The organism is Kitasatospora sp. NPDC001664, assembly GCF_053596675.1.
The window spans coordinates 153,589-179,863 of record NZ_JBSFGS010000010.1 but is presented as its reverse complement, the minus strand read 5'-3'; the positions used below and the strand labels follow the sequence as shown (position 1 = coordinate 179,863).

The window sequence follows — 26,275 nt, the reverse complement described above, 5'->3', positions numbered from 1 at the left end:
CTCAGGCTCCCGTCCGGGCCAGGCGGTCGGCGACCAGCTGCGCCGAGGGGCGGTCGAGGTCGTCGACGAGCAGACCGTCGGCCAGCACCACCACCCGGTCCGCGTACCCCGCCGCGACGGGGTCGTGGGTGACCATCACACAGGTCTGCCCGTCCCGGTCGACGCCCTCGCGCAGCAGCCCGAGCACCTCGTGTCCGGTGGTCCGGTCCAGGGCCCCGGTCGGCTCGTCCGCGAAGAGCACCGACGGACGGGCCAGCAGCGCCCGGGCGATCGCCACCCGCTGCTGCTGCCCACCCGACAACTGCCCCGGCCGGTCACCCTCCCGCCCGGCCAGTCCGACCCGCGCCAGCACCTCCCGCACGGCCGCTCGTTCCACCCGCCGCCCCGCGAGCCGCCCCGGCAGCTCCACGTTCTGCGCCGCCGTCATGGCGGGCATCAGGTTGAACGCCTGGAAGACGAACCCGACCTGACTGCGCCGCAGCTCCGCCAACCGCCGCTCCGGCAGCCGCGAGACCTCCGTCCCGCCCCACCACACCGACCCACTGCTCGGCCGGTCCATCCCGGCCAGACAGTGCAGCAGCGTGGTCTTCCCCGACCCGGAGGGCCCCATGACCGCGGTGAAGCTCCCCCGGCGCAGCTCCAGGCTCACCCCGCGCAGGGCATGGACGGTCCGACCGCCGCGCCCGTACGACCGGTGCAACTCCCGCACGGAGGCGGTGACGAGGGATTCGTTGGTTTCCATGCCCCCATCCTCGACACCCCGCCCACCACGATCGACCGTGCTCACACCCGACCCGGGGGTTCGGTTTTCCGTACCCCGACCCCGGCCCGCCGCGCGGAACCTCCCGTCAGCCGGGATGGACCTCGAGCGGCTTCTCCCGTTCCTGCACTGGTTCCTGCTGCGGCGGGCACGCCAGCGGGCCGCTGGCGCGATCACTCTGTTGTTCGGCCCGTCCACCGAACACCTCTGCCATCTGACGCCTGAGCACCTCAAGGTCGGCGACGGGCGCACCCACCTGGTCCTGGGTCGCCACCCTGTCCTGCTGCCCCCACTGCTCGCCGGGCTCCTTCAGCACCTTGCCGAGCAGCCCCAGTTGCGGCCACAGCTCTCGCGAGCCCGCCCGGGTCGCCAGTGGCAATTCCCCGGGATGGTTCCGGGCAAGCCGATCTCGACGCACGGCATGCCCCAGAAGCTGGGCCGCTCGTTCCTCTTCGGTTGAAACAACCCCAACTGCCCCAAGACGCTGGCCTATACGACCGACCGGCGTGAGGACACCAGGCTCTGCTTCCACCTCTGGAACAGTTTCGCCCTGGATCCAAGCTCGTCGTCGGCCTCCGTTCATACCGAACCCGTCCTCTGGGAATTCCGAGACGGCGGCACCCTGTTCACCGACGGTTTCACCATCACACCGACCGCTCCCGCCCCGTACGGTCCTGATCGCCGCCGATGGCTAGACTACTCACGGCAAATGGGTGCGGTGGAGTGGTCGGGGAGATACATCGCCTTCTCCTCAGGGGTGAGGTCGCGGGACACGGCCTCACAGATCTTGCTTATCGCCGCTGAGAGGGGGGTGTAAGGCCGCGCTTGTACGGCACCGTCGCTACCGGCGCTGACCAGGGTTCGCCCGTCAAGCGTGAAGGCCACCGTTTCGACGGACCACCTGTAGTTGGCATGGGTAGCGATGGTTCTGCCAGTAGCCGCGTCCCACAATCGCATCGAGTCATCGCCGCTTGTGGTGACCACGGTTCGGCCGTCAGGGCTGAACACCACCGATCTGGCCAACTCGGTGTGGCCCATGAGGGTCGCGGTGATCCTGCCGGTAGCTGTCTCTCTCAGCCGCACCGTGCCATCGTCACCAGTAACAGCGAGGATGTGCCCGTTGGGGCTGAACGTCACCGCCTCCGACCCGCTGGGGTCAGCGAGCCTGGCGATGGTCTTGCCGGTGGCCACATCCCACAGCACGGCCTCGTGGGCTCCGGCGGTTGCCAGGCTTCGGCCGTCAGGACTGAACGCCACCGACTCGACGGATGCGCTGGGGTTCTTGAAGGTGGCGATCGTCTTCCCGCTTGTCGCCTCCGACAGCACTGCCTTGTCGGAGCCAGCAGTGGCCAGAACGTGCCCATCGGGGCTGAACGCCAACGAGTGCGCGGACCTGGTATGGCTGGTGAAGGTCGCAATCGCACGTCCGGTGGCGACCTCCCACAACGAGGTCTTGTCCCGCTCTGCGGTGGCAAGAATCTTCCCGTCCGGGCTGAACGCGAGTGCCGAGATGGTTGCGCTGTGTCCGGTCAGGCTGGCGATGGTCTTGCCGGTGGGCAGGTCGCGCAGTCGCACGGTCTTGTCGAGGTCCGCAGTAGCCAGGGTGCGCTGGTCCGGACTGAAGGCCGCCGCCGAGACAGGATGGTCGTTCGTGGTGAAGAACGGAACTGGCGCACCCACATCCCACAGCCGCACGGTGCGGTCGCCGCCGGCAGTGGCCACGGTGCGCCCGTCCGGGCTGAACGCCACCGCGGAGACGTCCTTGGTGTGTCCGGTCAGGGTGGCGATGGCCTGACCGGTCCCCACGTCCCACAGGCGCACCGTCTTGTCGTCGCTTCCGGTGGCCAGGATGCGTCTGTCGGGGCTGAACGCCAACGAGTTCAGGGGAGCGCTGTGGCCGCTGAGGGTGGCGGTGGCCGTATTGGTGGCCAGGTCCCACAACTTCACCGTGTGGTCGCCGCTGGCCGTGGCGAGGAGTTTTCCATCGGGGCTGAACGTCAACGCCTCGACAGACCAGTTGTGGCCGGTGAGTGTCGTGGTGGTCTTGCCGGTGCTCACGTCCCACAACCGCACGCCTTCGTCGTAGCCTGCGGTAGCCAGGGCGCGACCGTCGGGGCTGAAGGCCAGCGCGGCTACGCCGACCTCCTGGCCAGTGAGAGTCAAGACAGCTTTTCCTGTCGCCACGTCCCACAACCGCACCGTGCGCTCGCCGCCGGCCCTGACCCTCTGCTCGATCTGCGGTGCGCGATCGCCACTGGCAGTCGCGATGGTGTGCCCGTCGGGACTGAACACGACGGAGTTCACTGGGCCGGGGCCGATGTTGAGGATCCGGGCGTACTCGCCGGTGGCCACGTCCCACAACCGCACCGTGTCGTCGCTGCCGCCGGTAGCCAGGGTGCGCCCGTCAGGACTGAACGCCACGGAGTTCACCGTACCGAATGGGTCCGTGAGGGTGGCGGTGGTCGTGCCGGTGGCCACGTCCCACAACCGCACGGTTCTGTCGCTGCTGCCTGTGGCCAGAACACGGCCGTCGGGGCTGAACACGACTGCGGTGATGTCGTCTGTGTGGCCGGTGAGGCGGCGACGGAGCGGGAGGTTCGCGGCGGCCGTAAGGCTGGCTGCGGCTTCCGCGGTTTGGCTGATCCGGTAGGCGCCGATCGCCAGAAGAGCGGCGAGATCAGGGTCGGCGCTGATCAGGGAAGCGGACTGGTTCGCGAGCTGCTGGGACTGGGTACTCTGCCGCTGAGCCTCTGCTCTCCGTTCGGCGGTGATCACTGACTGCCGCTGCCAGAAGGCTGCCCCCGCGGCAATCAGGGCGAGGGCAAGGAGGGAAGCCAGGACGGCTACAGCGCGTCGGCTACGGCGAAAGGCGTCGTGCTGGCGCCGGTGGCCGGCGTGGAGGAAGGCTTCGACGTCGCCCGGCAGGCGGCGATACCGCGACCATTCGCCGCCTTCGGCCAGAACACTGCCAGCGGGAAGGTCCTGAGGGTCGTGCCGTTCCTCCCACCGAGCGCGCTGGAGGCGGACGCGGTGGAGCCACTCGTGGAACCTGGCGTCCTGCTCAACCCATGCACGCAGCGTGTCCCAGTCACGGATCAGCGCATCGTGGATCAGCTCGGCAACTGCCACTCCCGACGTGCCGTCCAAATCTTCTGGGCGGCGCACCCGGGCAGTAGTGACGATGCGGTGGTCGGTGAGCACAGCCAAGACATTGTCAACGCCCCGCACCGCCTCAGTCGTACCGTCGGCGGCGGCCAGTTCGCGCAGGTCGTCGAGTGCGACCTGCTGGCGTACCGCCGGGATGTGCAGGGCATCATCAGCTGGGCGTACCAGGGCTGTCAGGATTCGGCGTGCGGTGTCGCGCTCGTAGGGGTCGAGTTCACGCAAGGCGGTGTCGCACCAGTCGGCGAGAGCGCCCGTGACCGCGCCGATGCGGCGGTAGGCATCGTGGGTGAGCCGGCCGTCGTGCTCTTGGCGACGCTCCCATAGCCGAGTGAGGGCAACTTCGAGCAGCGGCAGGACGGTGACCGGGGATTCGGAGGCGCCCGCAGTGCGGGGGTTGAGTGCCAGGACGTCGGCGATGATCCGCTCGGCGAGCCCCGGTTCGAGGTCGGTGCCCAGGTCATGGGCTGGCCCGGTGACGATCTCACCAAGTTCCACAGCTGTCAGGGTGGCGGGCACATTGAGGACGCCTTGGGCGCGCAGGGCGGCTTCCAGGAGATCGGGGGCCAGGGCGGACAGGCGGGGATAGAAGTCGTCACGCATCACCAGGACCACACTGAGCGTGGCATCCGAGCGGACCACCTTGGTGACCAGTTCGAGTGCCTGGACAGCCGACGGTCCGGCGGAGGGTGCGAGGAGTTCCTCGAACTGGTCGATCACGAGCACGACGCGATCGTGGGCCGGGTTTGCGGAGATCAGGCCCCTGACGGCCTCCTGGATCCCCGCACTTGCGACTCCGGGCAAGCCCGCCTGTTCGATGGCCGCGGCCAAATCCGGGCCGGGCCGAACGACGACCTGGTGCCAGCGGTCGCTTCCTGGTAGCCGACCCTCGGCGAGCGCGGGCAACAGTCCCGCCTGAACCAGGGATGACTTGCCTGACCCTGAGGGCCCGAGCAGCAGGGCCACCCGGCGATGGCCCGCCAGGCCCTCCAGTACCTGGCGCACCGCATTCTCACGCCCCCTGTACCAACGGGCGTGCTCGGCGGTGAACGACTCCAGTGCCCGGTACGGCGAGACATCGTGCTCCCCCAGGGAAGGCCACACCTCACGCAGGACGGACGAGGGTGTGGCGTAGGCGATGCCCAGCCCTCGGTCGTAGGTATCTGGTGCTGCGATTGCCGTCAGCATGCCGACGACCAGGCCGGTCATCTCGTCCAGCACCGGACCACCGCTGAACCCGGTCGTCAGGTCGTTGGCGCTGGTCAGTTGCAGCAGATCACCAACCCCGCCGCCGGACGGAAGTAGTCCTCCGGCTGTGGCAAACCCGAAGTGCCCGTGTGATGGAGCCTGCGAGGGAAAACCGAACGACCGCACCCGGTGCCCGCGGGACGCCGCAGGCGAGCCTAGGCGCAGGGGGGCCACCCCGACCGCACCCACCAGCTTCACCAGTGCGATGTCCAGCCCCTGTGGGTCGCGCCACCCTTCCTCAAGAACCCAGCCCTCCACCAGGGGAGCCCCGGTCGCATGCGGGAAGACCAACCTCGCCACGTCGCCGGGGCCGTAGCCGCCATCCGCCAAAACGTGAGCGCAGCTGAACAGCAGGTCATCGGCTACCAGAAAGCCGGCGCCCACCACCACGCCAGCCTCATTGAGGACCTGGGCGACCGCTGTAGGAATGGCCCCGGCCCCGAAAACTTCACGCCCAGCGTCCACAGGGTTCAGGCCACGGGCCCGCTGACCGAATCCGGGATGGTGTCGTCCTTGCGCCATGCCACTCTCACCGTCAGGTGGCAGTTGGCAGACGTCTTCGTGATCACGACCCCAGCCTCCGTGGCAAGGTCCACTCCGAACTCAACCTCTACCTCGGAAGGTCCCGCATCGCGCAGACGGCTCAGCACTGTGCGCGCCAGGTCGGTGACCGGCTCAAGTCCCGCGCTCAGCCCGGTGGGCAGGTCACGGATCGCGTCTCCGATCCGGCTCGCCTTCACCGGTCCGGTCATCCCGTCGGCCGTCTCGATAAGAATCGAGCCGCCGCCGTCCAACGGCAGCCGAGCCAACTGCTGGCCCATCTGGTCCTCCCCCGTGGCCGCCGTGTGGCGGACCAGGCTGGACTGTACCCGTACAGACATTCGTGGGGCGGCCGATTCGTCAAACTGGTAGCACACTTGGCGCCCCGTATATCGCCTCTCCACCGACGGGGGAATCTACCGTCAGCATCCACGTCACCCCATCATCCGGTTGGACAGACCCTGCCCTACGGACTGGCTATGTAGGCCAGGAAGTGATCGGCTTCTCTCAACAAGCTGACTTGACAGGGAAGAAGGCGGCCAGCAACACACCCGTGTCGGCCCCAGCGGCCCTACCGGCGCGTCAGCGGTCACCGGCCGAATCCCTCGGCCAACTGCTGATCCACAGTGCTGGCCAGGTCCTCGGGACCGTCGAACAGGGCCCAGTCCGCGAACTCGCTCTCACCGATGGTGGTGGTCGGCAGCTTCACAGTGCCGGTCGTGTACTCCAGCGCGAGTACCTCGGCCGGCCGGCCGAGAACGGCGGCGAGCTCCCGGAGCACGGCCGCATCCGGCCCGGTGACCGTCACCTGAGCGGTGATCGGCCGCAGCTGCTCCTCCGTCGGCCGCCCGTACCCGTCCATCCCGGCCTCCTCGTCTCCGCCTGCCAGTCCTGGCCTTCGGCCGGTCCTTGCAGTGATGTGTCCCGTATCCGGAGCACTTCCAGGGGCTGCTCCGTCCGTCTTCACCCTGTCGTGCCCGTCGACCGACAGTTCGAGACGCGATGCGCGCCCGGCTCAGGGCTCAGGCCGCCACGGCCTCTGGCTCGGCGGCCGGCTCGGTGCGGTCGGTGAGGTGGCGGACGGCCGGGACGGCCAGGAGGAGGAGGGCGGAGGCCACGCCGATGGCGCTCATGGTGTAGAGGGTGGGGCGCAGGCCGACGGCCGTGGCGATGGGGCCGGCCAGGACCAGGCCGAGGGGCATCAGGCCGGAGGAGAGCAGGAAGTCGTAGGAGCTGACCCGGGAGAGGGCGTGCTCGGGGATGTGGGTCTGGAGGCTGGTCTCCCAGAGGACGAAGAAGAGGGAGACCGCGACCCCCGTGACGGCCTCCAGGATGGCCACCACCCAGACCGACGGACCGGCGCCGATGATGACGGCCTGACAGGAGGCCACCGCCAGCGCGGCGGCGCCGAGGGCCAACGGCTTCGCCGGGCGCAGCCGGTAGGCCAGCAGGTCGCCCGCCACCGCGCCGATGCCGAAGGCCACCGTCACGATCGACCAGCCCTCGGCCCCGCCCCACTCCCGCTCGGCGAGGACCGGCCCGAGGACGAAGATCGAGGGCAGCACCACCACGTGGTAGACGCCCATCGCCGCCATGCCGGACCAGACCCAACTCCGGGACCGCACCTGGCTCCAGCCCTCCCGCAGCTCCGCCAGGAAACTCGCCCCGGCCGGGGCGTCCGGGGCCGGTGCGGTGCGCGGGCGCAGCCGCGCCAGGAAGGCCGCGCTCACCGCGAAGCTGACCGCGTCGACGGCCAGCGCGCCCCCGGGCCCGGCCAGCGCGACCAACCCGCCCGCCAGCGCCGGGCCGAGCACCAGACTGGCCGACTGCACCAGGCCCCGCAGGGCGTTCGCCTCGCGCAGCCGCTCCGTGGGGACCAGCAGCGGCAGCAGCCCGGTGGCGGCCGGCATGAAGAACGCGTCGGCCGTGCCGAAGAGCATCATCAACACGACCAGGTAGGGGACTTGGGCCTGACCGGTGAGCAGCAGCAGCGCCACCGCCCCCTGGGTGAGGCACCGCACCAGGTCGGAGACCAGCATGATCCGGTGCCGGGGGAAGCGGTCCGCCCACACCCCTCCCGCGAGCGTGAACAGCAGCATCGGGACCAGCCCGGCCGCCGCCACCAGCCCGACGTCGGCCATGGATCCGCCGATGCCCAGCACCGCGAACGGCAGCGCCACCATGGTGATCCGGTCCCCCAGGACCGAGAGCGCCTGCCCGGCGAACAGCCGGGCGAACTGCGGCTCCTCGCGGAGCACCGGGGGCAGCAGGGGTTTCACGGCGGGACCAATCGGCAGGAGCGGGCATGAGCAGCCCGATGCTAGGGAGCGCCCTCCCTCCCTGTCTCCTGAGTTTCCCCGCACGGCCCGCGCCGGAGGCCACCGGCCGGGGCGCCCGCCGGGTAGCCTCGCGGGCGTGATCACCGGAGCGTCCGTCCTCGCCCGTCTGCACGCCTTGGCCGCCCGGGTGCCCTACGACCCGCGCGTCCTCCCGGGCGCCCGGCTGCCCGTCCCGGCACCCGCCGAGGTGGCCGAACTGGTCGGCCGGATCGGCGGGTTCACCGTCCCGCCGGTGGAGTTCACCCTCACCGGCCATCCGCGCCAGGGCTCCGACCACGGTCTGCCCGAGCCGCACTGGGTGGTCTCGGACGGCGGCGGCGGCGGTCTCACCTGGGTCGACCTCGCCCACCGCGTACCGGAGTCGGCCCTGATCGCCGACCTCCGCGCCGCCGCCCCCGGCAGCCGGGCCCGCTTCGACCGCCACCTCCCCTGGTACCGCCTGGTCCGTGCCACCGACGCCCCGGTGTTCGCCGCCGTCCCCCGCGATCCGTCCTGACCGGCCACCACCTCGGCGCCCCTGCAACCACCGTGCCCCGCAACCGAACTCGTCCTGTCGCGGTCGAGCGGTCGCGGGGCGGCGGGAGCGCGGGCCGAGTTGTACCTACGCCCGATTCCGGGTCCGGTGGCGGCGAACGGCCAGCAGCGTGAGCGTGCCGAGACCGATGGAGGACAGCGCGAGGGCCGCAGCGGTCAGATCACCGGAGCCGAGCCCCGTGTCGGCGAGCTGGCCCTTGGCCTCCTGTCGGCATCGGGCATCGCGTGTGCCCGGCGCGCAGGTGGGCGCGGGCTTGACGGTTGCCTGCGTCGGCACGGCTGTCGCCGTCCGGGCGGGGCTGGGAGCCACGCTCGTCGGGGTCTGCGTGGGCACCGGCTTGGGTGTCGGTGTGGAGGTCGGAGTCGGCGTGGGCGTCGGGGTCGGGGTCGGCGTGGGCGTCGGGGTCGGGACCGGCGCCCCGACACAGTTGATGGTCGCTTCGGGCTTGTTGTCGGTGGTGATCCGACACGTGTTCCCGAGGCTCGAACCAGCGTTGACGGAGCCGTTGTTGGTGGTGACGGTGATCGTGTTGCTCCCGCCGTCGCCGGCGTCGATACGACCGCCGTTCACATCGGTGGTGATCTGGTTGCCGGTACCGGCGACGATGATGGTGCCCGCGTTGCCCTGGCCGGGGCCACCTGCCTTCCCGGGGCTGCCCGGAGTGAAGGGCTGGCTCGAATCGCTGCCTCCGCGCCCGCCCCCGGCACCGCCCGGACCCGGCTTGCCGCCGGTGGCCTTGACCGAGCCGGCGCCTTGGGCCGGGCCGCGCAGGGTGGTGCCGGTACTGCCGGCGCCGCCGTCTCCGCCACGACCGCCCTGGCCCGGTCCGGCCCCCTGGTAACCACTGGGCCCGCCGGGCCCACCCCAGCCGCCCTCGCCGCCGATCACGCGGATCTCGTAGTCCTCGCCGGGGCTTCCGGTGGTGGTGAGGGTACTGCCGGAGATTCCGGCCCCGCCCTGCCCTCCCACCCCGCCGGGCATGGTGGGCGCCCAGTTACCCCGCCCCTCGTAGCCGTTCCCGCCGGCCCCACCGGTGAGAAGCGCGGTCTTCGTGACGGTGACGGTGGCGTCGAGGACTCCGGCCCCTCCGGGGCCGCCGTCGCTGCGGTTGCGGCCCGTACTCGGGTCCGTGTCGTACGCGGGGCTTCCGCCGCGGCCACCGTCGGCAAGGAGGACGCGAGCGGTGACCGTTCCGCCGACGACCCCGGGGGCCCCGGCGCCACCGGGAAGGGTGTTGCTGCCGCTGCCTCCCGTGAAGTCAGCCCATCCCCCCGTCGTGATCGTGCAGTGGTCACTTCCGGGTGCGGCGCCGCGGCCGGTGTCGCCGCCGCCGTGCAGACCGATCCAGCCTCGCTTGCCCGGAGCGGTGATCGTGCAGCCTCGGCCGCCGGCGCCGGCGGTACCGGTCTCGAGGAGGCCGGTCTCTCCTCCGCCGAAGCCGTCCACCCTGTAGTAGCTGGCCGAGGTGGCGATGTCGACGGTGCCGTTGATGGCGTCGCCTCGCATGCCCGAAGGGGAAACCTCGTTGCGACGCGGGACGGTGACGGCGATGACCCCGTTGCCGGTGTACTTCAGCGTGGCGCCTGCGGCGATGCCGGGGGCACCGGGCACGTTGGTGATGATGATCTGGGTGTTCCCGCCGCCGACCGTCCAGTCCTGCGACAGGCCCTGGGTGCACGTGTAGATGATGCCCTCGCGGGAGACGTCCTCGGGAAGGGGAACCTCCGAGATCTCTCCGGCGGACTCGGTGCAGCCTGGTGGCAGGGCAGCCGCGAAGGCGGGTGGCGCAGACACTCCGAGCCCCATGAGCACCGCCGCCAGCGGAGGCACTGTGCGTGGGAAGAGCAATCGCATGGACATGGCGGACTCGTCTCCTGATCCGGGCAGGGGCAGGCGCGGCCGCGCACAGGCGGCCCGCTACCGTCGGTGATGGGCCATCACGCTGAGCGGCAACGTACCGTCCGACCTGGTCGGATCACCGCAACCATGCCGACCTGAGGCCGTGCCTCCCACCCCTTGCCCAACAGGCAGCCGACCGCCCGCCCCAAGCGGGAAGGGGAGGTCACGCCGTCCCCGGCCACGGGATGCCTACAATCGGCGAATGATCTTCATTGTGGTGAAATTCCCCGTCAAGCCCGAGTACGTCGACGCCTGGCCCGAGCTGGTCGCGGAGTTCACCCGCGCCACCCGCGCCGAGGAGGGCAACCTCTGGTTCGAGTGGTCCCGCAGCCTCGAGGAGCCCGACACCTACGTCCTGGTCGAGGCCTTCGCCGACGGTGCCGCCGAGGCCCACGTGACGTCCCCGCACTTCGCCGCCGGCCTGGAGACCATGCGCCCCCTGGTCACCCGTACTCCCGAGATCGTCAGCACCACCATCGAGGGCGCCCACGGCTGGAGCCGCATGGGCGAGCTCCAGATCGACTGACCCCGCCCCGGCGACCACCGCCCACCGGTTACGCCCGGCACCGACACGGAACCCCCGCATCCCACATCAGATGCGCAACTACCCTGCGCCGCCCGGCCGTTACCGTCTGCGGCCGGGCGGCGTCCGGCAGATTTTCTTCGAAGAACCGGGCGACATTTCCGTTATCCCCGCTCCGCCACGGGTCTCCTACGCGTCGGCACGCATTACTTCCCCGTCTGCCGACGAGGAGACCCATGTCACGCAAGAGGCAGTCACACCGCCGCCGGAGCCGTCGCGGAGTGGCCTTCGCCGCCGCGGCGGTCGCGGCAGGACTGATCGCGGGCACCTTCGCCCTCACCACCGGCTACGACAAGGCCCCGCACGTCTCGGCGGACGCGCCGGTGGTGCAGGAGCTGGTGGAACCGACCGCCGCCAGTGCACCGCAGCACAAGGACAAGCCCGTCCCGGTCAGCTCGGTGCCCAAGAACGACCCGGCCAAGGGCCTCGTCTACACCGGCCTCGTCCCGGCCGAGGCCGGTGACCGCTGCGCGGGCGTCTACAAGGCCGGCGAGGGCGAGCACCAGTGCACCCACGGCCCGGACGCCCCGCCGCCCGGCAAGGACGTGCAGAAGGACACCGCGCCGGCCGTCACCGGCGGGCAGAAGGCCGCGGACCCGACCGCCTCCGGCGGCGAACTCCCTTCTCCCGCCGACCTGCTGACCGCCGCCGCACCCGTCATCGACCTGCGCAGCGGACGCCAGCTCACGGCCGCGGCCGCCGCGCCCGCCGCCGACGCCCCCGGCGCCGCACCGGCCGCTGCCGCGGCCGAGGGCTCCAAGGTGGTCTGCGACGGCGACGGCACGACCGGCAACCGCGTCCAGGTGCTGTACGTGCACGGGCCCGGCAAGGACCGCTTCGGGCAGTACCTGGCCTCGTTCAAGAAGTGGGCCGCGGACACCGACGTCATCTACAACGCCAGCGCCCAGGAGACCGGCGGCACCCGGCACGTCCGCTACGTCACCGAGTCCGACTGCTCGGCCTCGGTGCTGAACGTCGAGCTGTCCGACGCGGCGCTCCAGGAGTTCGGCGCGAGCAACAAGGCGCTGGCCGCCCAGGGCTTCAACCGCAAGGACCGCAAGTACATGATCTTCGCCGAGGCGAACGTGTACTGCGGCATAGGCACCTTCAACGGCGACGAGCGCCCGGGCCAGGACAACCTCTCCAACTTCGGCCCCTCCTACGGCCGCACCGACAACGGCTGCTGGGGCGGCTCGACCGCCGCGCACGAGCTCGGCCACAACCTCGGCGCCGTCAACAACAGCGCCCCGCACACCAGCAGGGGCGCGCACTGCGTCGACGAGTGGGACATCATGTGCTACTCGGACTCGCCGTACTACCCCAAGATGCAGACCGTCTGCCCGAACCGGGCCTCGGACGACCGCCTCGACTGCAACCACGACGACTACTACAACACCGCGCCGCAGCCCGGTAGTTACCTGGCCACGCACTGGAACGTCGCCGACAACCGCTTCCTGCTCCGCGACGGCGGCACCACCCCGAACCCGACGCCGAGCCCGAGCCCGACCACCGCGAGCCCGAGCCCGAGCCCGACCAAGTCGGCTTCGCCCAGCCCGAGTTCGAGCGCGACGCCCAGCCCGAGCCCCAGCCGCTCGGCGACCGCCTCCCCGACGCCGACCCCCACCACCGCGAGCCCCACCGCCTCGCCCTCCCCGACCGGTCCCACCACCGGCCCCCGGGTGACGGTCGGCCAGACCACCGCCGTCTCGGCCGTGCTCAGCTGGTCCGCGGTCGCCGGTGCGCGCGGCTACGACGTCCAGGTCGACGGGCGCTCGCTCGCGATCGTCGGCTCCACCGTGGTCCGCCTGGTCGGCCTGCAGCCGGACACCCAGTACAAGGTCGCCGTCGCCGTCCAGGACGCCTCCGGCAAGGTCGGCCGCCCGGGCCAGGCCACCGCGTTCCGCAGCCTCAAGGCCGCCGGCCCCGCGCCCACCACCCCGGGCACCCGCTACCTGGTGACCAACGACCTCACCGGCCAGGCGGCCGACATGTGGGGCGGCTCCACCCGTGACGGCGCCGTGCTGATCGGCTACCAGCGCACCGGGTACAGCAACCAGCAGTGGCTCTTCGACGACGCCGGTGACGGCTACCTGCGGATCCGTTCGGCCAAGTCGGACAAGTGCCTCCAGCTCGGCGGCTCCGCGGTCGCCGGGCAGTACGTGGCGCAGCAGCCGTGCTCCGCCTCCGACGCCCAGAAGTGGCGGATCGGCGCGGCCGACCACAGCTTCGTCCTCACCGCCAAGGGCTCCACGCTGGTCCTCGGCACCAGCAAGCGCTGGTACTACGGCGGTTGGCTGCTGGAGCTCCAGCAGCCCAACGGGCAGTCGTACCAGAACTGGAGCATCCAGGCCGCGGCCTGACGCACCGTCCCTCGGCCGGTGGTGGTGCGGGGTACCTCCCCGCACCACCACCGGCCTTCCCCACCCTCGCCCCAGGAGCCCCCGTGCGCCGCCGCCCCCTCGCCGCCGCCCTCGCCGCCATCGCCCTCCTCTCCCTCGGCACCGCCCACCCCGCCGCCGCCCACGGCGACACCATCGCCTTCACCGTCACCGCCCTGGTCGACGGCCACCTCACCGTGACGGCCACCTGGCAGAACGACCACGACCCGGTCGACGAGAAGGTCGCCGCCACCGTCAACGCCACCAGCACCGACGGCCGCACCGTCGGCCCCTGGCCCCTCGTCCCCGTCCAGGGCCCACCCGGCACCTACACCACCGCCCGCCAACTCCCGCCCGGCCACTGGTCGGTGGCCGTCGACTCGGGCTTCCCGGCCCTCGGCCACGGCGAGGCCGAACTCGACGTCACCGCCGTCCCCGGCACCGCCCCAAGCCCGACCGCCGCCCCCTCCACCTCGGGCCCCGCTACCGTCTCCCCCAGCGCCGCAGCTACCGTCTCAGCCACCCCGACCACCACCACGACCGCCGGAACACCCCCCACCACCGGCCACGGGACCCTCATCGCCACGCTCATCGTCGCCGGAGCCGGCACCGCCGCCGTGGCCATCGGCGCCCCCCTGGTGGCCCGCCGCCGCCGACGCTCCCGTTGACCCACGACGTCAACTGCCGCAGCGCACACCGCACCAACCGATCAGCGGCCCGGCACAGCAGCCACCGAGCACGGTGCGGGCCACCCGCTCGCGCGGGGCCGGCCCGGGCACGGGTCGGGCACGGGTCGGGGCAGGCTCAGCCGTTGTTGCCCAGTTGGAGCAGCTTGCCCACCGCAGGCGCGGCGGCGTCCGAGCCGTGGCCGGCGCCCTCGACCTCGGCGGCCACCGCCAGGTTCCCCCGGTACCCGGTGAACCAGCTGTTCGCCGTCCGGCCGCTGACCTCGGCGGTGCCGGTCTTTCCGGCCGCGCCGGGGATGCCGCCCAGGGCCTCGGCGGCGGTGCCGCTCTGGACTGCGCGCCGCATCATCGACTGCAGCTGGCCGAGGACCGTGCCGTCGAGGCGGCGGGCGGCCTTGGACTGGGGCAGGCCGGGGACGAGGATCGGCTGGCGGAAGACACCGCTCTGCACCGTCGCCGAGACCGAGGCCATCGCCAGCGCGTTGGTCTGGATCCGGCCCTGCCCGATGTACGCCATCGCGATCTGCTCGGCGTTGGTCTCGGCCGGGATCTTGGTGTCGAAGTTGCTGAGGCCCGTCCGCCAGACCTGGCCGAGCCCGAAGACTTCCTTGGCGATGGCCGGCAGGCTGCCGGCGGAGAGTCTGGTCCGCCCGGCCTCGATGAAGGCGGTGTTGCAGGACTGCGCGAAGTCGTCCTTGAAGGTGTAGCCGAGCCGGGCGTCCGGGAAGTCGTTGGGCACCAGGCGGCCACCGGCGTCGGTGTTCTTCGGGCAGGCCAGCGGGGTGTCAGGGGTCAGGCCCGACTCCAGCAGTGCGGCGGCGGTGACCACCTTCATGGTCGAGCCGGGGGCGATGACGGCGGTGAACGCCCGGTTCTGGCTGGACGCCGGATTGTTGGCCAGCGCGAGCACGTGGCCGGTGCTGGGCTCGATCGCGACGATCGAGGCGGGCCCGGACCGCTCCTTGACGGCCGCCTCGGCGGCGCGCTGGAGGTCGGCGTCGATGGTGAGCTTCCGCTGCTCCCCGTTCTTGGGCTCGGTGATGGTGAACAGGGGCTCAGGCGCCGTCGCGCCGCCCGACTGGGTGACCACCACTCCCTGGCCGGCCTCCGTCGGGGCATCCGTCGTGCCGAAGTCCACCTGCCCCAACAGGGCCGCGATGGACGGGAATTCGGCCACCGGCCGGCCCTTCCGGTCGACCACCTTGGACAGCGACGCGGTGACCGGCCGCACCGCGAGGGCCTTACCGGCGTTGGTGAGCTTCGGGTGCACCACGCTCGGGTCCCAGTGCACCACGGCCCGGCCGTCGCTCAGCTTCACCATGGCGACCCTGCCGTCGTACTCCCAGGGGCGGGCCGCTCCGGCGAACTCCACCCGGGCCTTGAAGCTCACCGTCAAGCCGTCCGGCCCGATGGTCGTACCCGTCGCGGCGGCCGGGACGAGCGCCACCGCCGTCGGCTTGAGGTCGTCCCGGAACCGGGCCAGGGCGAGGTTCGCGGCTCCCGGCTGGTCGGTGTGCTGCCCGGCCTCCTCGTAGTCGCCCGCCGCCCAGGCGGCGAGGAACGCCTTCGCCTCCTTGGCGGCCGTCTCGGCCGACGGGGCCTCGGCCACCGGCGTCGCCGCCGACGCCACGGCGGACGTCCCGTCCGAGCCCTTCGAACCGCCGGTGATCCCGTTCCACAGGTTGTAGGCGGCCAGGCCACCCCCTGTGAACATCGACGCCGTCACGACGGCGATTCCGACCTTGGCAGCCTTGTGCATCTGGTTCCCCCCAGGGATGACGTACGTTCGAAAGACATCTGCATCTGCCCGCCCGTCGGCGGGGACCGCTCAGCCCGGGAGCTTCCACGCGGGAGCGGTGGCGACGGCCTTCAGCTGATCCATGGTCAGCGCCGGGCTGTGGCGCGTGAGGGGCCGCATCAGGTCGGCGCTCCGGTGCGCCGCCACGATGACGATCAGCCCGTCCGGCCGCAGTGCGCGGACCGTCCACCAGCCCTCGTCCTTGCTCTCCAGCAGCCGGGTGCCGTCCGGCAGGGTCTGCGCGTCGGCGTACTCGGCCGGCGGGTTCAGCAGGTAGAAGCGCCCGTCCCGAACGTCGACCTCCACCAGACCCGGGCCCTCGGCGTCCTTCACGGTGAAGCTGACGTACCCGTCCTTGCCCGTGGCGTCGGCCGGAACGAGCCCGCTCGGCAGGAGGCCGGTCGCGACAGCGAGCACCTCCTCGCTCGGGAACCAGTCCGCAGCGCCGGACGGCTCGACGGCGGGGAGGTCCGCCACCACGGCGTCCCAGGCGGGTGAGGTCATGGCAGCGGTCGCCTGATCGGCCGTCAGCGGCAGCGCGGCCCCGCCCGGCGAGGCCGACTTGTTCGACGTGGTGATCTCGATCAGTCGCCCGTCCGGGGCGGCCAGCCTGGCCGACAGGCCTCGCTCCACCCCGTCGGCGGAGGCCACCCCCTGAACCAGTATCAGCTTCGACCCGTTGGCGAGGGTCTCGGTGCGACAGTCGTCCTGCGGGCCGATCCTCGCGTTCGCGCAGCGCAGTTCGGGCGCCTGCATCGCCGCCTCAGGGGTCCTCCGCTCCACCGACAGGGACAGCGGGCCGACCGTCGCGCTACCGCCGAAGCCCACGTTGACCCGGGCACCGTCGACCGTGACCTCCAGGCCCTCGGCGCCCTTCGCCTCCGCGAGGAACCCCGCCGGCAGCGCTGCCCGCAGCACCGTCCGCAGCCGCTCGGCCGTGACCGGCGCCGCCGGCCCGGTCGAGACGGTCGGAGCCCCCGGGCCCATCACGTACACGGCCCCGCCGGCCAGGGCCAGCACCGTCGCACCGCTCACCACGGCCGCCGCCGCCCTGCGCCGCCGCCAGGCCCGCCGACCGCGCTCCAGCCCGGCCAGGTCCAGCCGCATCGTCTCGGTGCGGAACGCCTCACCGGCGCGCGACATGGCGTACGTCAGCTCGTCCTCGAACTTCTGGTCACTCGACACGCGGAAGCCTCGTCACTGTCGTCGTGGTCGTCATCGGCCCCATCACCTCGGGAAAGAAGCGCCTCAGCTGGACGCGAGCGTGCTGAGCGAATCCCCGAGCAGGCCCCGCAGCCGGGCCAGCGCCCTGGTCGTCCTGGTCCGGACCGCGCCCGGGCTGGACCGCATCACCTCGGCGGTCTCCTCGATGCTGCGGTCCTCCCAGTGCCGCAGCACCACCACCGCCCGGTCCTTCGGCGGCAGCTGCGCGAGCGCCTGGAGCAGCGTCAGCCGCAACGCACTGTCACCCTCCTCGCCGCTCACCTCCGGCAGCTCACCGATCGGCAGCTCGCTGCTGGACCGCCGCTTGCGGTGCGCCAGGAAAGTACGGACCAGCACCCGGTACGCGTACGCCCCCGGATCCTCGATCCGCGAACGACCCGTCAGCCAGGAGTTCTGCCGCCGCCAGATCACGTACATCCGGGCCAGCGTCTCCTGCACCAGATCCTCGGCCAGATACCTGTCCCCACCCGTCAGCAGGCACGCCGAGCGGTACAGCTGGGCCGTCCGCCCAGCCGTCAGCTCAAGGAACCCGGCGTCCCTCGACTCTGCGGCGACGTGATTGCCAGCCATGCCCACCCCCTAACGGTCCGTACATATGAGCAGAGCAACCGACCAGGTCCGAACGTTACACACGAGTTTTTCGAGGCCCGTGTGGCGTGCAGCACACGCCAGTAACACGGGCAACGCCGCAGACGCCAACCGCCAAAGGCGCAGGAGGTGGTGCTCCAGTTGCAGCCTGACCAGCGGCACGCCGTCAGGCGCGATGCCCTGACCCCGCCGACGGCGATCCCCGGTCTGCCCTCGCCACGCACCGCACCACGAAGCCGCCCGCCCCGGCCCCGATCCTGAGCGCCCCTCAGTCCCGCACCCTCGGCCCCATGTCCATCCGCGTCCTGCGCTCCGTCTCACCCGCGGCAACCCCGCACTCAGCCGGGCGGAACTCGCCAACCTCACACAGCCAGTCGCCCGACTCCGCTGGCCGACCCGCGAACCGCCACCTTGGCAAGGATGGGAAATCAACGACCATTCGAGAGGCCATCACCGCAGGTCAAGGCACCTAGACGAGGTGCGCGAGGGTCGGAAATTGGAAAGAGTGAGAATGTGAAACTACTCTCGCTCAAATTTGACCCCGTAAGTGCAGGTCAGGCCCCGTTTTGCAGCCCATTGAACCTGCCTTGACGGAGGGCCCGCCAAGCATGCCCACCTCCTGCCCTTAGGCCGGCTTCCATGGCGGGATCTTGCGACATGGGGAGATTTGGCCATCTCGACATACATCGCAAATCGGACCTTCTGGGGCTGGCCTGTCGGGTCGGCGGTCCGATGCCGTCCCGCTCTCCCGGAGGGGAGCGGAGCAGTCCTCACGCCAGGGCTTGTTGACGCCGGATCAGGTGGAGGCGTACGGGGCCGTGATCCGCTGACGCCCGCGGCCGGTCGCCTGTGATCAGGTGGGGCAGCGCGCCGCACCCGATCAGTCCTATCGTTCCTCCCAGAGATCGCGATCCGCGCCGAACTGGAGGAACCGTGCCCGAGGAGCCGCTGCACACCCGGATCGCCCGCGAGCTCCGAGAGCGCATCCACAACGGCGACCTCCAGCCCGGCGACCTGGTCCCCGGCGAGAACACGCTCATGGCCGACTACGGCGTCGCCCAAGGCACCGCCCGGAAGGCCCTCGCGACGCTCGCCGCCGAAGGGCTGACCGAGACCCGGCGCGGATCTCGCACCCGGGTCCGCGCCTTCCGGCCGATCCTCCGCCAGGGCGCCAAGCGCCTCGACCGCTCCGTCTGGGGCCAGGGCCGGTCGGTGTGGGACCTCGACCTCGACGGCCGGCCGCTGGAGGTGGACGGGCTGTCCGTTCGGGAGGAGGCGTGCCCGGAGCGTCTCGCGGGCGCATTGGGCGTTGCCGCGGGTGATCCGGTGTGGGTGCGGGAGCGCCGGTACATGGTGGATGGCGAGCCGGTGATGCTCGCGACCTCGTACCACCCCGGGGTTCTCGTGGCCGGGTCGGCGATCACCCGCGAGGACACCGGGCCCGGGGGCGCGCCCGCGCGCCTCGCGGAGCTGGGGTGCGCGCCGGTGCACGCCCGCGAGCAGGTCCGTACCCGTATGCCCCTGCCGGAGGAGGCGGCGGCCCTGGAGCTCGGCCCGGGTACGCCGGTGGCGCTGATCACGCGGGTGAGCTGGGCGGATGGCGGCCTGCCGGTGGAGGTTACGGAGATGACGGCGGACGGGTCGCGGTACGTGCTGGAGTGGGAGTTTCCCGTGTGACGCAGGGGGCTTGACGGACAGTCACCACGCCGTTGACTTCTATACAGAACCAGCCGGATAGTTCTGTACAGAACCCCGGGAGTCGAGGGGTTCCCCGCCCCGGCCGCCCTGCTGGCGAGCCGCACGACCGGGGCGGGTTCCGCAACACAGCACAGCCCCGCCGGGCCAACCGGCCCACGGGCACCGCACGTTGTGAGGAGAACCCAGTATGACCACCGCCCCCGAACGCCCGCCAGGCCCCATGGCCCCGGACGCCCTCCTCTGCCAGGCCACCCTGGCCAGCGTCACCAGCACCGTCCTCGACGCCAACTCCGGCATGACCACCACCATGGCCAGACGCATCGTCGACCAGGCCTTGGCGTTCGTCGCCACCGCCGCCACCGCCCCGCACCACCGGGGCATGGCGCCCAGCCGCATCGTCGACGAGGGCTGGCACGCCCTGATCGTCCACACCGAGGCCTATGCCGAACTGTGCGGCCGCCTCGGCCGGTTCATCCACCACACCCCCGGCTGGAGCCCGGACCTGTACGACCCGAACATCCTGGAGTACACCCAGGGCCTGATCCGGGCGGCCGGGTACGAGGTCGACGCCGAGCTGTGGCGGGCCCCGGACGACACCGGTCTGGTGTCGGTCGCGGCCCAGTGCCAGCACGCCCCGGAGTGCACGATCAGGCCGATGCCCACCCCGCAGAAGCCGTAGCGCGGTTCGCGCCCCCGCCTGGCCCGAGGGTTGGGCGGGAGCGCGTACGCTTCTGCCACCGACCCGAGGAGGTTCCGATGGAGTGGACCAGCCCCCAGTACGCCGAGTTGGTGGAGCAGTGGCGGCAACCCGCCGACTCGGGCACCGAGATCCTGAGCGGCCCGAACGCCGGCCGCGCGGACACCGACGCGCCGACGGCCGGACGCGGCTTCATCATGGGACCGCCGAGCGCCTGAGCCCAGGCAGCACGAAACCGCCCCCGCCCTCCCGAAGGAGAGCGGGGGCGACATCCCGCGTGAGCGGGGGGACTTGAAGACTGCCTTATTGCCGTCCTGACACCCAGGTCGTCCTCCCCACGCACGTGGGGGTCAGCCGCCCGGGTTGGCCTTCGCCCACGTCGCTGGGTCGTCCTCCCCGCGTGAGCGGGGGTCAGCCGATGCTCGAGCCCAACCCACAGCCAGAAGCTACGAGGTGCTGTCCGCTCCTCCGCAACTGGGGGCCGAGCGGTCCCAGCTTTCCCAGTTGGTCCGTCAGTTCAGGTGGCCGTAGGTCGATAAGCTGACGGAATGGCAGGAGTGGCGGGGTTCGGCGTGCTGCTGGCACGCCTGTTGGAACGGCGATCGCTCGATGCCCTCGAGATCTCGGCGACGGAGGACGTCAGTGCGGAGGATCTGCGGGCCGCGCTCGACGGGAGGCCGCCGGCCGAATCGCTGGTGCGGAGCCTCGGGCCGGTGCTCGGCCTGCACGCTGCCGACCTGTTCGTCATGGCCGGGCAGCCGGTGCCGAACGACCTGACACCGGTCACCCGCAATCCGCGCTGGTCGGTCAGCCGCGTCCTCTACAACACGATGACCATGCCGACCGAGAACCGGAGCGTCCTGCTGGATGCGATCCGGGCACAGCCCGTCGTGTCGCGGGAAGGCCGGGGCGGGGTCGACCGGCCGTCCCACCGCTACGAGCCGGGGTTCGGTGCGGTGCTCCTGGAGCTGACGCACAGCCGGAACCTCACCTGGCCCTGCACGGCCAAGGCACTGCACGCGGTGACCGGCGGGCAGGTCTACCTGGCGGCGTCGACCATCGGCGGTGTCGGCCGCGGCACCGTCGAGGTGAGCCCCGAGCTGCTGGTCGGCTTCGCGGGGGTGCTCGGCATTCCCGCCCGTGACCTGGCGGCCCTCGGCGGCGTACGCCTGCCGGAGGGTCTGCCGCCGCTGCACCCCCGCGCCGCTGACGTGGCCGCCGTCATCTGGGAGGGCCGGCGCCTCACCACCGCCCAGCTCGACGACGTCCTGGCAACGTCCCAACGACTGGCCAGCCACTGACTACCGGCGCACCGACTCCGACCCGAGTGGCCACGCCGCCCAGGTGTCGGCCCCGCCCGTACCCGGCGGGCAGCTGATCAACGGTCAGACGGTGCCGGAGCGCGGCTGCGTCGGGGAGTCGGTACGGAAGCTGACGGGTCCGTGGACGGCCGGGTCGGTGACGCCCAGCTCGCCGAGGACCTCAACTTCCGTACGCTGGTGGACTCGCAGAAGGACGCCCGGGCGGCGGCGCGGCTGAGCCGGAGCCGAGCCGCTGACAAGCAGCCGCCTCCGTCGGCCACGGATCAGGTTACGGCCGGAAGGCCGGGGCCGGGCCGGGGCCGGCGGCGGGCAGGTCACGCTCGTAGTGGACGAAGTGGTCGGCCGGGACGAAGGTGTCGTAGAGGCTGCGGGCGGGGTTGTCGTGCGCGGTGAGCCAGTGGACGCGTGCCCAGCCGCGGACGGCGGCCAGGTCGAAGAGGTCCTGGACGAGCAGGCGGCCCGCCCCCAGCCCGCGGTGGGCGGGGTCGACGAAGAGGTCCTCCAGGTAGCAGACCTGGCCGGTGAGCCAGGTGCTGTGGTGCAGCACGCTGTTGGTGATGCCGATGACCCTGCCGTCGTGCTCGGCGACGCGGCCCAGCAGTGGCTGGTGCGGGTCGAGGAGCCGCCCCCAGGTGGAGTCCGTGACCGCTGCGGGCACGGTGGACTCGTAGAACTCGAGGTACCCGGCCCACAGTCGACGCCAGTCCTTCTCGTCGGACGGGGCGAGGTCGCGGATGGTGATCGCGGGGGCTTGGGACATCTCGGCTCCGGTTCGGGGTGAGCAGGGCGCTTGCAGGTGAGCGCGCCGTGACGACGGCGAGCACAACCAGAGTCTCGCCCAGGTCATCCGGCCCGCGTCACCCGGGGCGTCGATGTCGTGATCAAGGTGCCGAAGATGCCGCCGAACAGCCGCTGCGGTCTCCATCGCCACCGTCGACCGACAAGCCGTCAACTCCACTGCCCGGAACGGAGCGGGGGAGCCCACTCCTCCATTTCGAGGCGCGGGCACGGACCACGCTCCCTTTGCGGCTGGCATCTACCCGGGCCCGGCCGTGTCTGGCATGCTGGGCAACTGCTTACAGGGACATGCCAAAGAGATGCACCCACGCACATCCCGACGAGGGGGATTCTTCATGAGGCGGATTCTCGGTGCCGTTGCCGCAGTGGGGCTGGCGCTGGTGGGAGTGGCCGGCACGACGGTGCCCGCCGAGGCCGCAGGGGGCGGTTGCAACAGCTACGGCCGGACCTGGAGGATCGCGGTCTGCAGCTCCGACAACGGTGTGCGGGTCTCCGCGGACGTCTACCTCAACTCCCAGGGGACCTCCGGCTCGTGCTACCTGTCCTACAAGATCTGGGACGAGACCGACCTTAGCTGGCTGCAGTCGAGCGGCTCCCAGCCGTGCTACCTGGGCAGGCACCCGGAGATCCACACACCGAAGGAACCGAAGCACAAATACCACACCTACGCGGAGGTCGTGGTCGACGGCACCCCCGTCTCGCTCGGCGTCAGCCCGACCACCAGCTGATCCCCCGCCGCTGCCCGCCTACGACTTCGCCAGGCGGGCAGCGGCCCGGGCGCGGACACCCCGGACGCCCCAAGCGCCCCGCCCGTCAGGGCCGCGGCGGTGGCGGGCAGGTGCTCTCCCGCACGATCAACTCCGGCCGCAGCAGGTGCAGCGAGTTGACCACCGGCCCGGACTTGGCGACGGCCCGCAGCAGGAGCTCGACCGCCTGACGGGCCATCTCCCGCAGGGGCAGCGCCACGCTGGTGAGCGGCGGCCGGGTGAGCCGGACCTCCAGGTTGTCGTCGTGGCCGATCACCGAGAGGTCCTCGGGGACGCGCCGCCCCGTGGCCTTGGCCGCGTCGAGGGCGCCGAGCGCGAGCACGTCGTGGGTGGCGAAGACGGCGGTCAGGCCGGGGTCGGCGGCGAAGGCGGCCCGGGCCGCCTCGACGCCGCCGGCCACGGTCGGTTCGGCGGCCCGGTGGACGGCGGCGTCGGGGACGGTCAGCCCGTCGGCGGCGAAGGCGCGGCGGAAGCCGGCCAGCCGGGAGCCGTGGTCGGGGCTCTCCAGGACGGCGACCCGTTCGTGGCCGAGTTCGCGCAGGTGGCGTCCGGCGAGGTAGCCGGCGTGCTCGTAGTCGACGGTGACCACCGGGAAGTCGTCGGGCACCGCCGTCTCCCAGGCGCAGAGCGCGACCGGGAAGCGGGCCGCGGCGAGCAGCGGCAGATGGGCCATCAGATCGCGGTCCCCGGCGATCAGCAGGGCGTCCACGGAGCGGCTGGTGAGGCTGGCCAGGTGGCGGCGGGCCCGTTCGCCGTCGAGGCGGGTGGTGGCGAGCAGCAGGTGGTAACCGTGCTCCTCGACCACGTCCTCGACGGCCTCGACCATCTCGGCGTAGAAGGCGCCGGCCACGGTCGGGACGAGCAGTCCGACGGTCCTGGTGCTGCCGGTGGCGAGGGAGCGGGCCACCAGGTTGGGGGTGTAGCCGAGCACCTCGATGGCGGAGCGCACCCGGGCGGCGGTCTCGGGGCGTACGGGGACGCGTCCGCTGATGACGTTCGAGACCGTCTGCTTGGTGACACCCGCGCGGTCGGCCACGTCCTGCATCGTCACCACGTCGGATGCTCCACCATGTCGGATGCCCCCTGAATTTTACCGGTCAAGCGTGTGGCGTCGACGTTACGACCACCGCAACTCCCGGTCAAGGCCCGGCGCACACCGCTCGGACTTGCCCCCTCTGCCCGGTTTCGGCAATTTCTGCCAGGGCTCTTGTTTTACCGGTCAAAATGGTCTTACGGTCCTCGCAATCTCCTCGCCGTGCGTCGTGCCCCGAGAGGACGGACCCCCGCCGTGCCCACCGACTCCCCGCCCGCCACCGCCCCTGCCGCGACCTCCCTGCGCACCGCGCCCCTGCTGATCGAGGGGGCCGCCGACCCGGTCGCCACCCTGCCGATCCTGCACGGCATTCCCGCCGTCACCGCGCACGGCGAGGGGCTGGACGAGGAGCTGCGGCGGGGCCTGCGCTACGGCAGGCCGGCCTCCCTGCTGCCCTACACCCGGCAGGACCGCTACGACCGCCGCCGCTCCCCGCGCCGACTGCCCTCCGTGGTACTGGAGAACGAGCTCCTCACCGCCACCTTCCTCCCCGACCAGGGCGGTCGCCTGTGGTCCCTGGTCCACCGCCCCACCGGCCGCGAGCTGCTGCACCGCAACCCCGTCCTCCAGCCCGCCAACCTCGCGCTGCGCGACGCCTGGCTGGCCGGCGGCGTGGAGTGGAACCTCGGCACCACCGGCCACTGGCCGCTGACCTGCGAGCCACTGCACGCCGCCCGGGTCACCGCCCCCGACGGCACCCCGGTGCTGCGGATGTTCGCCTTCGAGCGGCTGCGCCGCCTGGTGCTGCGGATCGACGCCTGGCTGCCTGCGGGCTCCCCCGCGCTCTACGTCCACGTGGAGGTGCACAACCCCTCCGGGCAGGAGGCGGCCGTCTACTGGTGGTCCAACACCGCCGTGCCGCAGACCCCGGACACCCGGGTGCTCGCCCCGGCCGACCACGCCTTCCACTACGACTACCGCAGCGACCTGCGCCGCCTCCCGTTCCCCGACCGCGCCGGGAGCGACCACAGCTACCCGGGCCGGGCCGTCCACGCCGCCGACCACTTCCTCGACCTCCCGCCCGGGGAGCGCCGTTGGATCGCGGCGCTGGACGCCGACGGCGCGGGCCTGGTCCAGACGTCCACCGCCCGGCTCCGCGGACGCAAGGTCTTCTGCTGGGGCACCTCCCCCGGTGGCCGCCACTGGCAGGAGTGGCTCTCCGGCCCGGATCACCCGTACCTGGAGATCCAGGCGGGCCTGGCCCGCACCCAGTTGGAGCACCTGCCGATGCCGGCCGGCGGGACGTGGTCGTGGACCGAGGCCTACGGTCTGCTCCAGGTCGACCCGGCTGCCGTGCACGGCAGTTGGAAGGAGTCCCGGACGGCCGCCGGCGAGGCACTGGACCGTCTGCTGCCGCCCGCCGAGCTGGACCGCGCGCACGCCGCGGCCACGGCCTTCGGCGAGCCCGAGGAGATGCTGAGCGAGGGTCAGGGCTGGGCCGCCCTGGAGATCGAGGCCGGCCGCCTGCCCGCCTCCGCGCTGCTGCCCTTCGGCCACCCCGGCCCCGAACAGCGGCCCTGGCAGCGGCTGTTGGCCACCGGAACCCTACCGGTGAGCGACCCGCCGGCCGAGCCGGTCACCGGCGAGCGCTGGCGAGCCCTGCTGGAGGAGAGTGCCAAGGAGAGCGCGGAGGCGGGCGCCGGGGACTGGCACACCCTCTACCACCTGGGTCTGGTCCGCCTGGCCGACGGCGAACCGGCGGCGGCCCACGAGGCCTGGCTCCGCTCGCTCGCCGACCGGCGCACCCCGTGGGTGCTGCGCGCCCTGGCCCACCTCGCCGAGGACCCCCAGCAGGCCGCCGACCTGATGGCCGAGGCCCGCCAACTCCGGCCGGACATGCTGGAGTTGGCTATCGAGGCCCTGGACGCCCTGCTCCGTGCCGACCGTCCGGCCGCCGCCCTCGCCCTGATCGGGGCGCTCCCCCACCCCGCCCGCGGACACGGCCGGGTCCGGCTGGCCGAGGCCACCGCCGCGTACGCCCTCGGCGACCACGAACTGGTCCGGCGGCTGCTGGCCGAAGGCATCCGGGTGGACAACATGCGCGAGGGCGAGGTCTCGCTCGACGCCCTCTGGCTCGCCGTCCACCCGGACCTTCCGGTGCCGCCGCACTACGACTTCCGCATGTCGGAGAACTGAACTTCCCTACCGAGGAGGCCACTT

The 26,275-nt window shown here is 71.8% G+C and carries 22 protein-coding genes; 11 read left to right on the top strand and 11 right to left on the bottom strand.

Translation table 11 applies throughout. The features are described 5' to 3' along the window. Position 1: 1 nt before the first annotated feature. Positions 2-742: an ABC transporter ATP-binding protein gene (locus tag ACWCYY_RS16440; RefSeq protein WP_380149954.1), complete on the bottom strand. Its 741-nt coding sequence runs from the start codon at positions 740-742 to the stop codon at positions 2-4. Positions 743-857: 115 nt separating this feature from the next. Between ACWCYY_RS16440 and ACWCYY_RS16435 the strand changes: the two genes are divergently transcribed. Next, on the top strand, positions 858-1,220 hold the full coding sequence (locus ACWCYY_RS16435; protein ID WP_449796411.1) for a hypothetical protein: 363 nt from the start codon (positions 858-860) through the stop codon (positions 1,218-1,220). Positions 1,221-1,456: 236 nt separating this feature from the next. Here ACWCYY_RS16435 and ACWCYY_RS16430 read toward each other — a convergent pair whose 3' ends face one another. The 4 genes from ACWCYY_RS16430 to ACWCYY_RS16415 form a co-directional block, all read right to left on the bottom strand. After that, a complete protein-coding gene (locus ACWCYY_RS16430) occupies positions 1,457-5,560 on the bottom strand; it encodes an nSTAND1 domain-containing NTPase (protein ID WP_449796410.1) in 4,104 nt (1,367 codons plus the stop codon). 80 nt (positions 5,561-5,640) lie between these two features. After that, entirely contained in the window at positions 5,641-5,991 is a 351-nt protein-coding gene (locus ACWCYY_RS16425) for a CU044_2847 family protein (protein ID WP_449796409.1), read from the bottom strand. A 308-nt stretch (positions 5,992-6,299) separates the two neighbouring features. Beyond that, positions 6,300-6,572 (bottom strand): hypothetical protein, encoded by a 273-nt coding sequence (locus tag ACWCYY_RS16420; protein WP_449796408.1) that lies wholly within the window; start codon positions 6,570-6,572, stop codon positions 6,300-6,302. A 160-nt stretch (positions 6,573-6,732) separates the two neighbouring features. Beyond that, the gene (locus ACWCYY_RS16415; RefSeq protein ID WP_449796407.1) at positions 6,733-7,989 is read right to left on the bottom strand and encodes an MFS transporter; all 1,257 of its coding nucleotides are present in this window, start codon (positions 7,987-7,989) and stop codon (positions 6,733-6,735) included. Between the two features lie 136 nt (positions 7,990-8,125). On the opposite strand from ACWCYY_RS16415, the gene ACWCYY_RS16410 reads away from it, so the two are divergent. After that, entirely contained in the window at positions 8,126-8,545 is a 420-nt protein-coding gene (locus tag ACWCYY_RS16410; RefSeq protein WP_449796406.1) for a hypothetical protein, read from the top strand. Positions 8,546-8,650: 105 nt separating this feature from the next. Here the strand turns inward: ACWCYY_RS16410 and ACWCYY_RS16405 are convergent, their stop codons facing one another. Then, positions 8,651-10,378: a hypothetical protein gene (locus tag ACWCYY_RS16405; RefSeq protein ID WP_449796405.1), complete on the bottom strand. Its 1,728-nt coding sequence runs from the start codon at positions 10,376-10,378 to the stop codon at positions 8,651-8,653. A 307-nt stretch (positions 10,379-10,685) separates the two neighbouring features. Here ACWCYY_RS16405 and ACWCYY_RS16400 point away from each other — a divergent pair, with 307 nt between their 5' ends. The 3 genes from ACWCYY_RS16400 to ACWCYY_RS16390 all read left to right on the top strand — a co-directional run bounded on the left by ACWCYY_RS16400 (position 10,686) and on the right by ACWCYY_RS16390 (position 14,112). Continuing rightward, entirely contained in the window at positions 10,686-11,009 is a 324-nt protein-coding gene (locus ACWCYY_RS16400) for a putative quinol monooxygenase (protein ID WP_345282270.1), read from the top strand. A gap of 233 nt (positions 11,010-11,242) precedes the next feature. Continuing rightward, on the top strand, positions 11,243-13,426 hold the full coding sequence (locus ACWCYY_RS16395; RefSeq protein ID WP_449796404.1) for an RICIN domain-containing protein: 2,184 nt from the start codon (positions 11,243-11,245) through the stop codon (positions 13,424-13,426). Positions 13,427-13,509: 83 nt separating this feature from the next. Further along, positions 13,510-14,112, top strand: a complete 603-nt coding sequence (locus ACWCYY_RS16390) for a hypothetical protein (protein WP_449796403.1) — start codon at positions 13,510-13,512, stop codon at positions 14,110-14,112. Between the two features lie 136 nt (positions 14,113-14,248). On the opposite strand, the gene ACWCYY_RS16385 is transcribed toward ACWCYY_RS16390, so the two are convergent. The 3 genes from ACWCYY_RS16385 to ACWCYY_RS16375 form a co-directional block, all read right to left on the bottom strand. Further along, on the bottom strand, positions 14,249-15,889 hold the full coding sequence (locus ACWCYY_RS16385; RefSeq protein ID WP_380149952.1) for a penicillin-binding transpeptidase domain-containing protein: 1,641 nt from the start codon (positions 15,887-15,889) through the stop codon (positions 14,249-14,251). A gap of 69 nt (positions 15,890-15,958) precedes the next feature. Next, positions 15,959-17,113, bottom strand: a complete 1,155-nt coding sequence (locus ACWCYY_RS16380; protein ID WP_449796402.1) for a hypothetical protein — start codon at positions 17,111-17,113, stop codon at positions 15,959-15,961. A gap of 63 nt (positions 17,114-17,176) precedes the next feature. Beyond that, positions 17,177-17,722, bottom strand: a complete 546-nt coding sequence (locus ACWCYY_RS16375) for a SigE family RNA polymerase sigma factor (protein ID WP_380149950.1) — start codon at positions 17,720-17,722, stop codon at positions 17,177-17,179. Positions 17,723-18,673: 951 nt separating this feature from the next. On the opposite strand from ACWCYY_RS16375, the gene ACWCYY_RS16370 reads away from it, so the two are divergent. From ACWCYY_RS16370 to ACWCYY_RS16355, 4 genes are all read left to right on the top strand, one after another. Further along, a complete protein-coding gene (locus tag ACWCYY_RS16370) occupies positions 18,674-19,417 on the top strand; it encodes a GntR family transcriptional regulator (RefSeq protein WP_449796401.1) in 744 nt (247 codons plus the stop codon). Between the two features lie 208 nt (positions 19,418-19,625). Further along, positions 19,626-20,117 carry a glycine-rich domain-containing protein gene (locus ACWCYY_RS16365; protein WP_449796400.1) on the top strand — a complete coding sequence of 164 codons (492 nt, stop codon included), beginning with the start codon at positions 19,626-19,628 and terminating at the stop codon, positions 20,115-20,117. Between the two features lie 77 nt (positions 20,118-20,194). Then, entirely contained in the window at positions 20,195-20,353 is a 159-nt protein-coding gene (locus ACWCYY_RS16360) for a hypothetical protein (RefSeq protein WP_449796399.1), read from the top strand. 330 nt (positions 20,354-20,683) lie between these two features. Beyond that, entirely contained in the window at positions 20,684-21,436 is a 753-nt protein-coding gene (locus tag ACWCYY_RS16355; RefSeq protein ID WP_449796398.1) for a hypothetical protein, read from the top strand. 289 nt (positions 21,437-21,725) lie between these two features. Here the strand turns inward: ACWCYY_RS16355 and ACWCYY_RS16350 are convergent, their stop codons facing one another. Beyond that, entirely contained in the window at positions 21,726-22,217 is a 492-nt protein-coding gene (locus tag ACWCYY_RS16350; RefSeq protein ID WP_449796397.1) for an N-acetyltransferase family protein, read from the bottom strand. A 373-nt stretch (positions 22,218-22,590) separates the two neighbouring features. Here ACWCYY_RS16350 and ACWCYY_RS16345 point away from each other — a divergent pair, with 373 nt between their 5' ends. After that, positions 22,591-22,983 (top strand): hypothetical protein, encoded by a 393-nt coding sequence (locus ACWCYY_RS16345; RefSeq protein WP_449796396.1) that lies wholly within the window; start codon positions 22,591-22,593, stop codon positions 22,981-22,983. A gap of 85 nt (positions 22,984-23,068) precedes the next feature. Here the strand turns inward: ACWCYY_RS16345 and ACWCYY_RS16340 are convergent, their stop codons facing one another. Further along, complete coding sequence (locus tag ACWCYY_RS16340; RefSeq protein ID WP_449796464.1) at positions 23,069-24,067, bottom strand: LacI family DNA-binding transcriptional regulator; 999 nt, start codon at positions 24,065-24,067, stop codon at positions 23,069-23,071. Positions 24,068-24,310: 243 nt separating this feature from the next. Between ACWCYY_RS16340 and ACWCYY_RS16335 the strand changes: the two genes are divergently transcribed. Next, on the top strand, positions 24,311-26,251 hold the full coding sequence (locus ACWCYY_RS16335; RefSeq protein WP_449796395.1) for a DUF5107 domain-containing protein: 1,941 nt from the start codon (positions 24,311-24,313) through the stop codon (positions 26,249-26,251). Positions 26,252-26,275: the final 24 nt, after the last annotated feature.

Bases quoted from the DNA above. Each gene is read 5' to 3' on its own strand.
- ACWCYY_RS16440 (WP_380149954.1), bottom strand. From the start codon at position 742: ATGGAAACCAACGAATCCCTCGTCACCGCCTCCGTGCGGGAGTTGCAC.
- ACWCYY_RS16435 (WP_449796411.1), top strand. From the start codon at position 858: ATGGACCTCGAGCGGCTTCTCCCGTTCCTGCACTGGTTCCTGCTGCGG.
- ACWCYY_RS16425 (WP_449796409.1), bottom strand. From the start codon at position 5,991: ATGGGCCAGCAGTTGGCTCGGCTGCCGTTGGACGGCGGCGGCTCGATT.
- ACWCYY_RS16420 (WP_449796408.1), bottom strand. From the start codon at position 6,572: ATGGACGGGTACGGGCGGCCGACGGAGGAGCAGCTGCGGCCGATCACC.
- ACWCYY_RS16400 (WP_345282270.1), top strand. From the start codon at position 10,686: ATGATCTTCATTGTGGTGAAATTCCCCGTCAAGCCCGAGTACGTCGAC.
- ACWCYY_RS16395 (WP_449796404.1), top strand. From the start codon at position 11,243: ATGTCACGCAAGAGGCAGTCACACCGCCGCCGGAGCCGTCGCGGAGTG.
- ACWCYY_RS16385 (WP_380149952.1), bottom strand. From the start codon at position 15,889: ATGCACAAGGCTGCCAAGGTCGGAATCGCCGTCGTGACGGCGTCGATG.
- ACWCYY_RS16375 (WP_380149950.1), bottom strand. From the start codon at position 17,722: ATGGCTGGCAATCACGTCGCCGCAGAGTCGAGGGACGCCGGGTTCCTT.
- ACWCYY_RS16365 (WP_449796400.1), top strand. From the start codon at position 19,626: ATGACCACCGCCCCCGAACGCCCGCCAGGCCCCATGGCCCCGGACGCC.
- ACWCYY_RS16360 (WP_449796399.1), top strand. From the start codon at position 20,195: ATGGAGTGGACCAGCCCCCAGTACGCCGAGTTGGTGGAGCAGTGGCGG.
- ACWCYY_RS16355 (WP_449796398.1), top strand. From the start codon at position 20,684: ATGGCAGGAGTGGCGGGGTTCGGCGTGCTGCTGGCACGCCTGTTGGAA.
- ACWCYY_RS16350 (WP_449796397.1), bottom strand. From the start codon at position 22,217: ATGTCCCAAGCCCCCGCGATCACCATCCGCGACCTCGCCCCGTCCGAC.
- ACWCYY_RS16345 (WP_449796396.1), top strand. From the start codon at position 22,591: ATGAGGCGGATTCTCGGTGCCGTTGCCGCAGTGGGGCTGGCGCTGGTG.
- ACWCYY_RS16340 (WP_449796464.1), bottom strand. From the start codon at position 24,067: ATGCAGGACGTGGCCGACCGCGCGGGTGTCACCAAGCAGACGGTCTCG.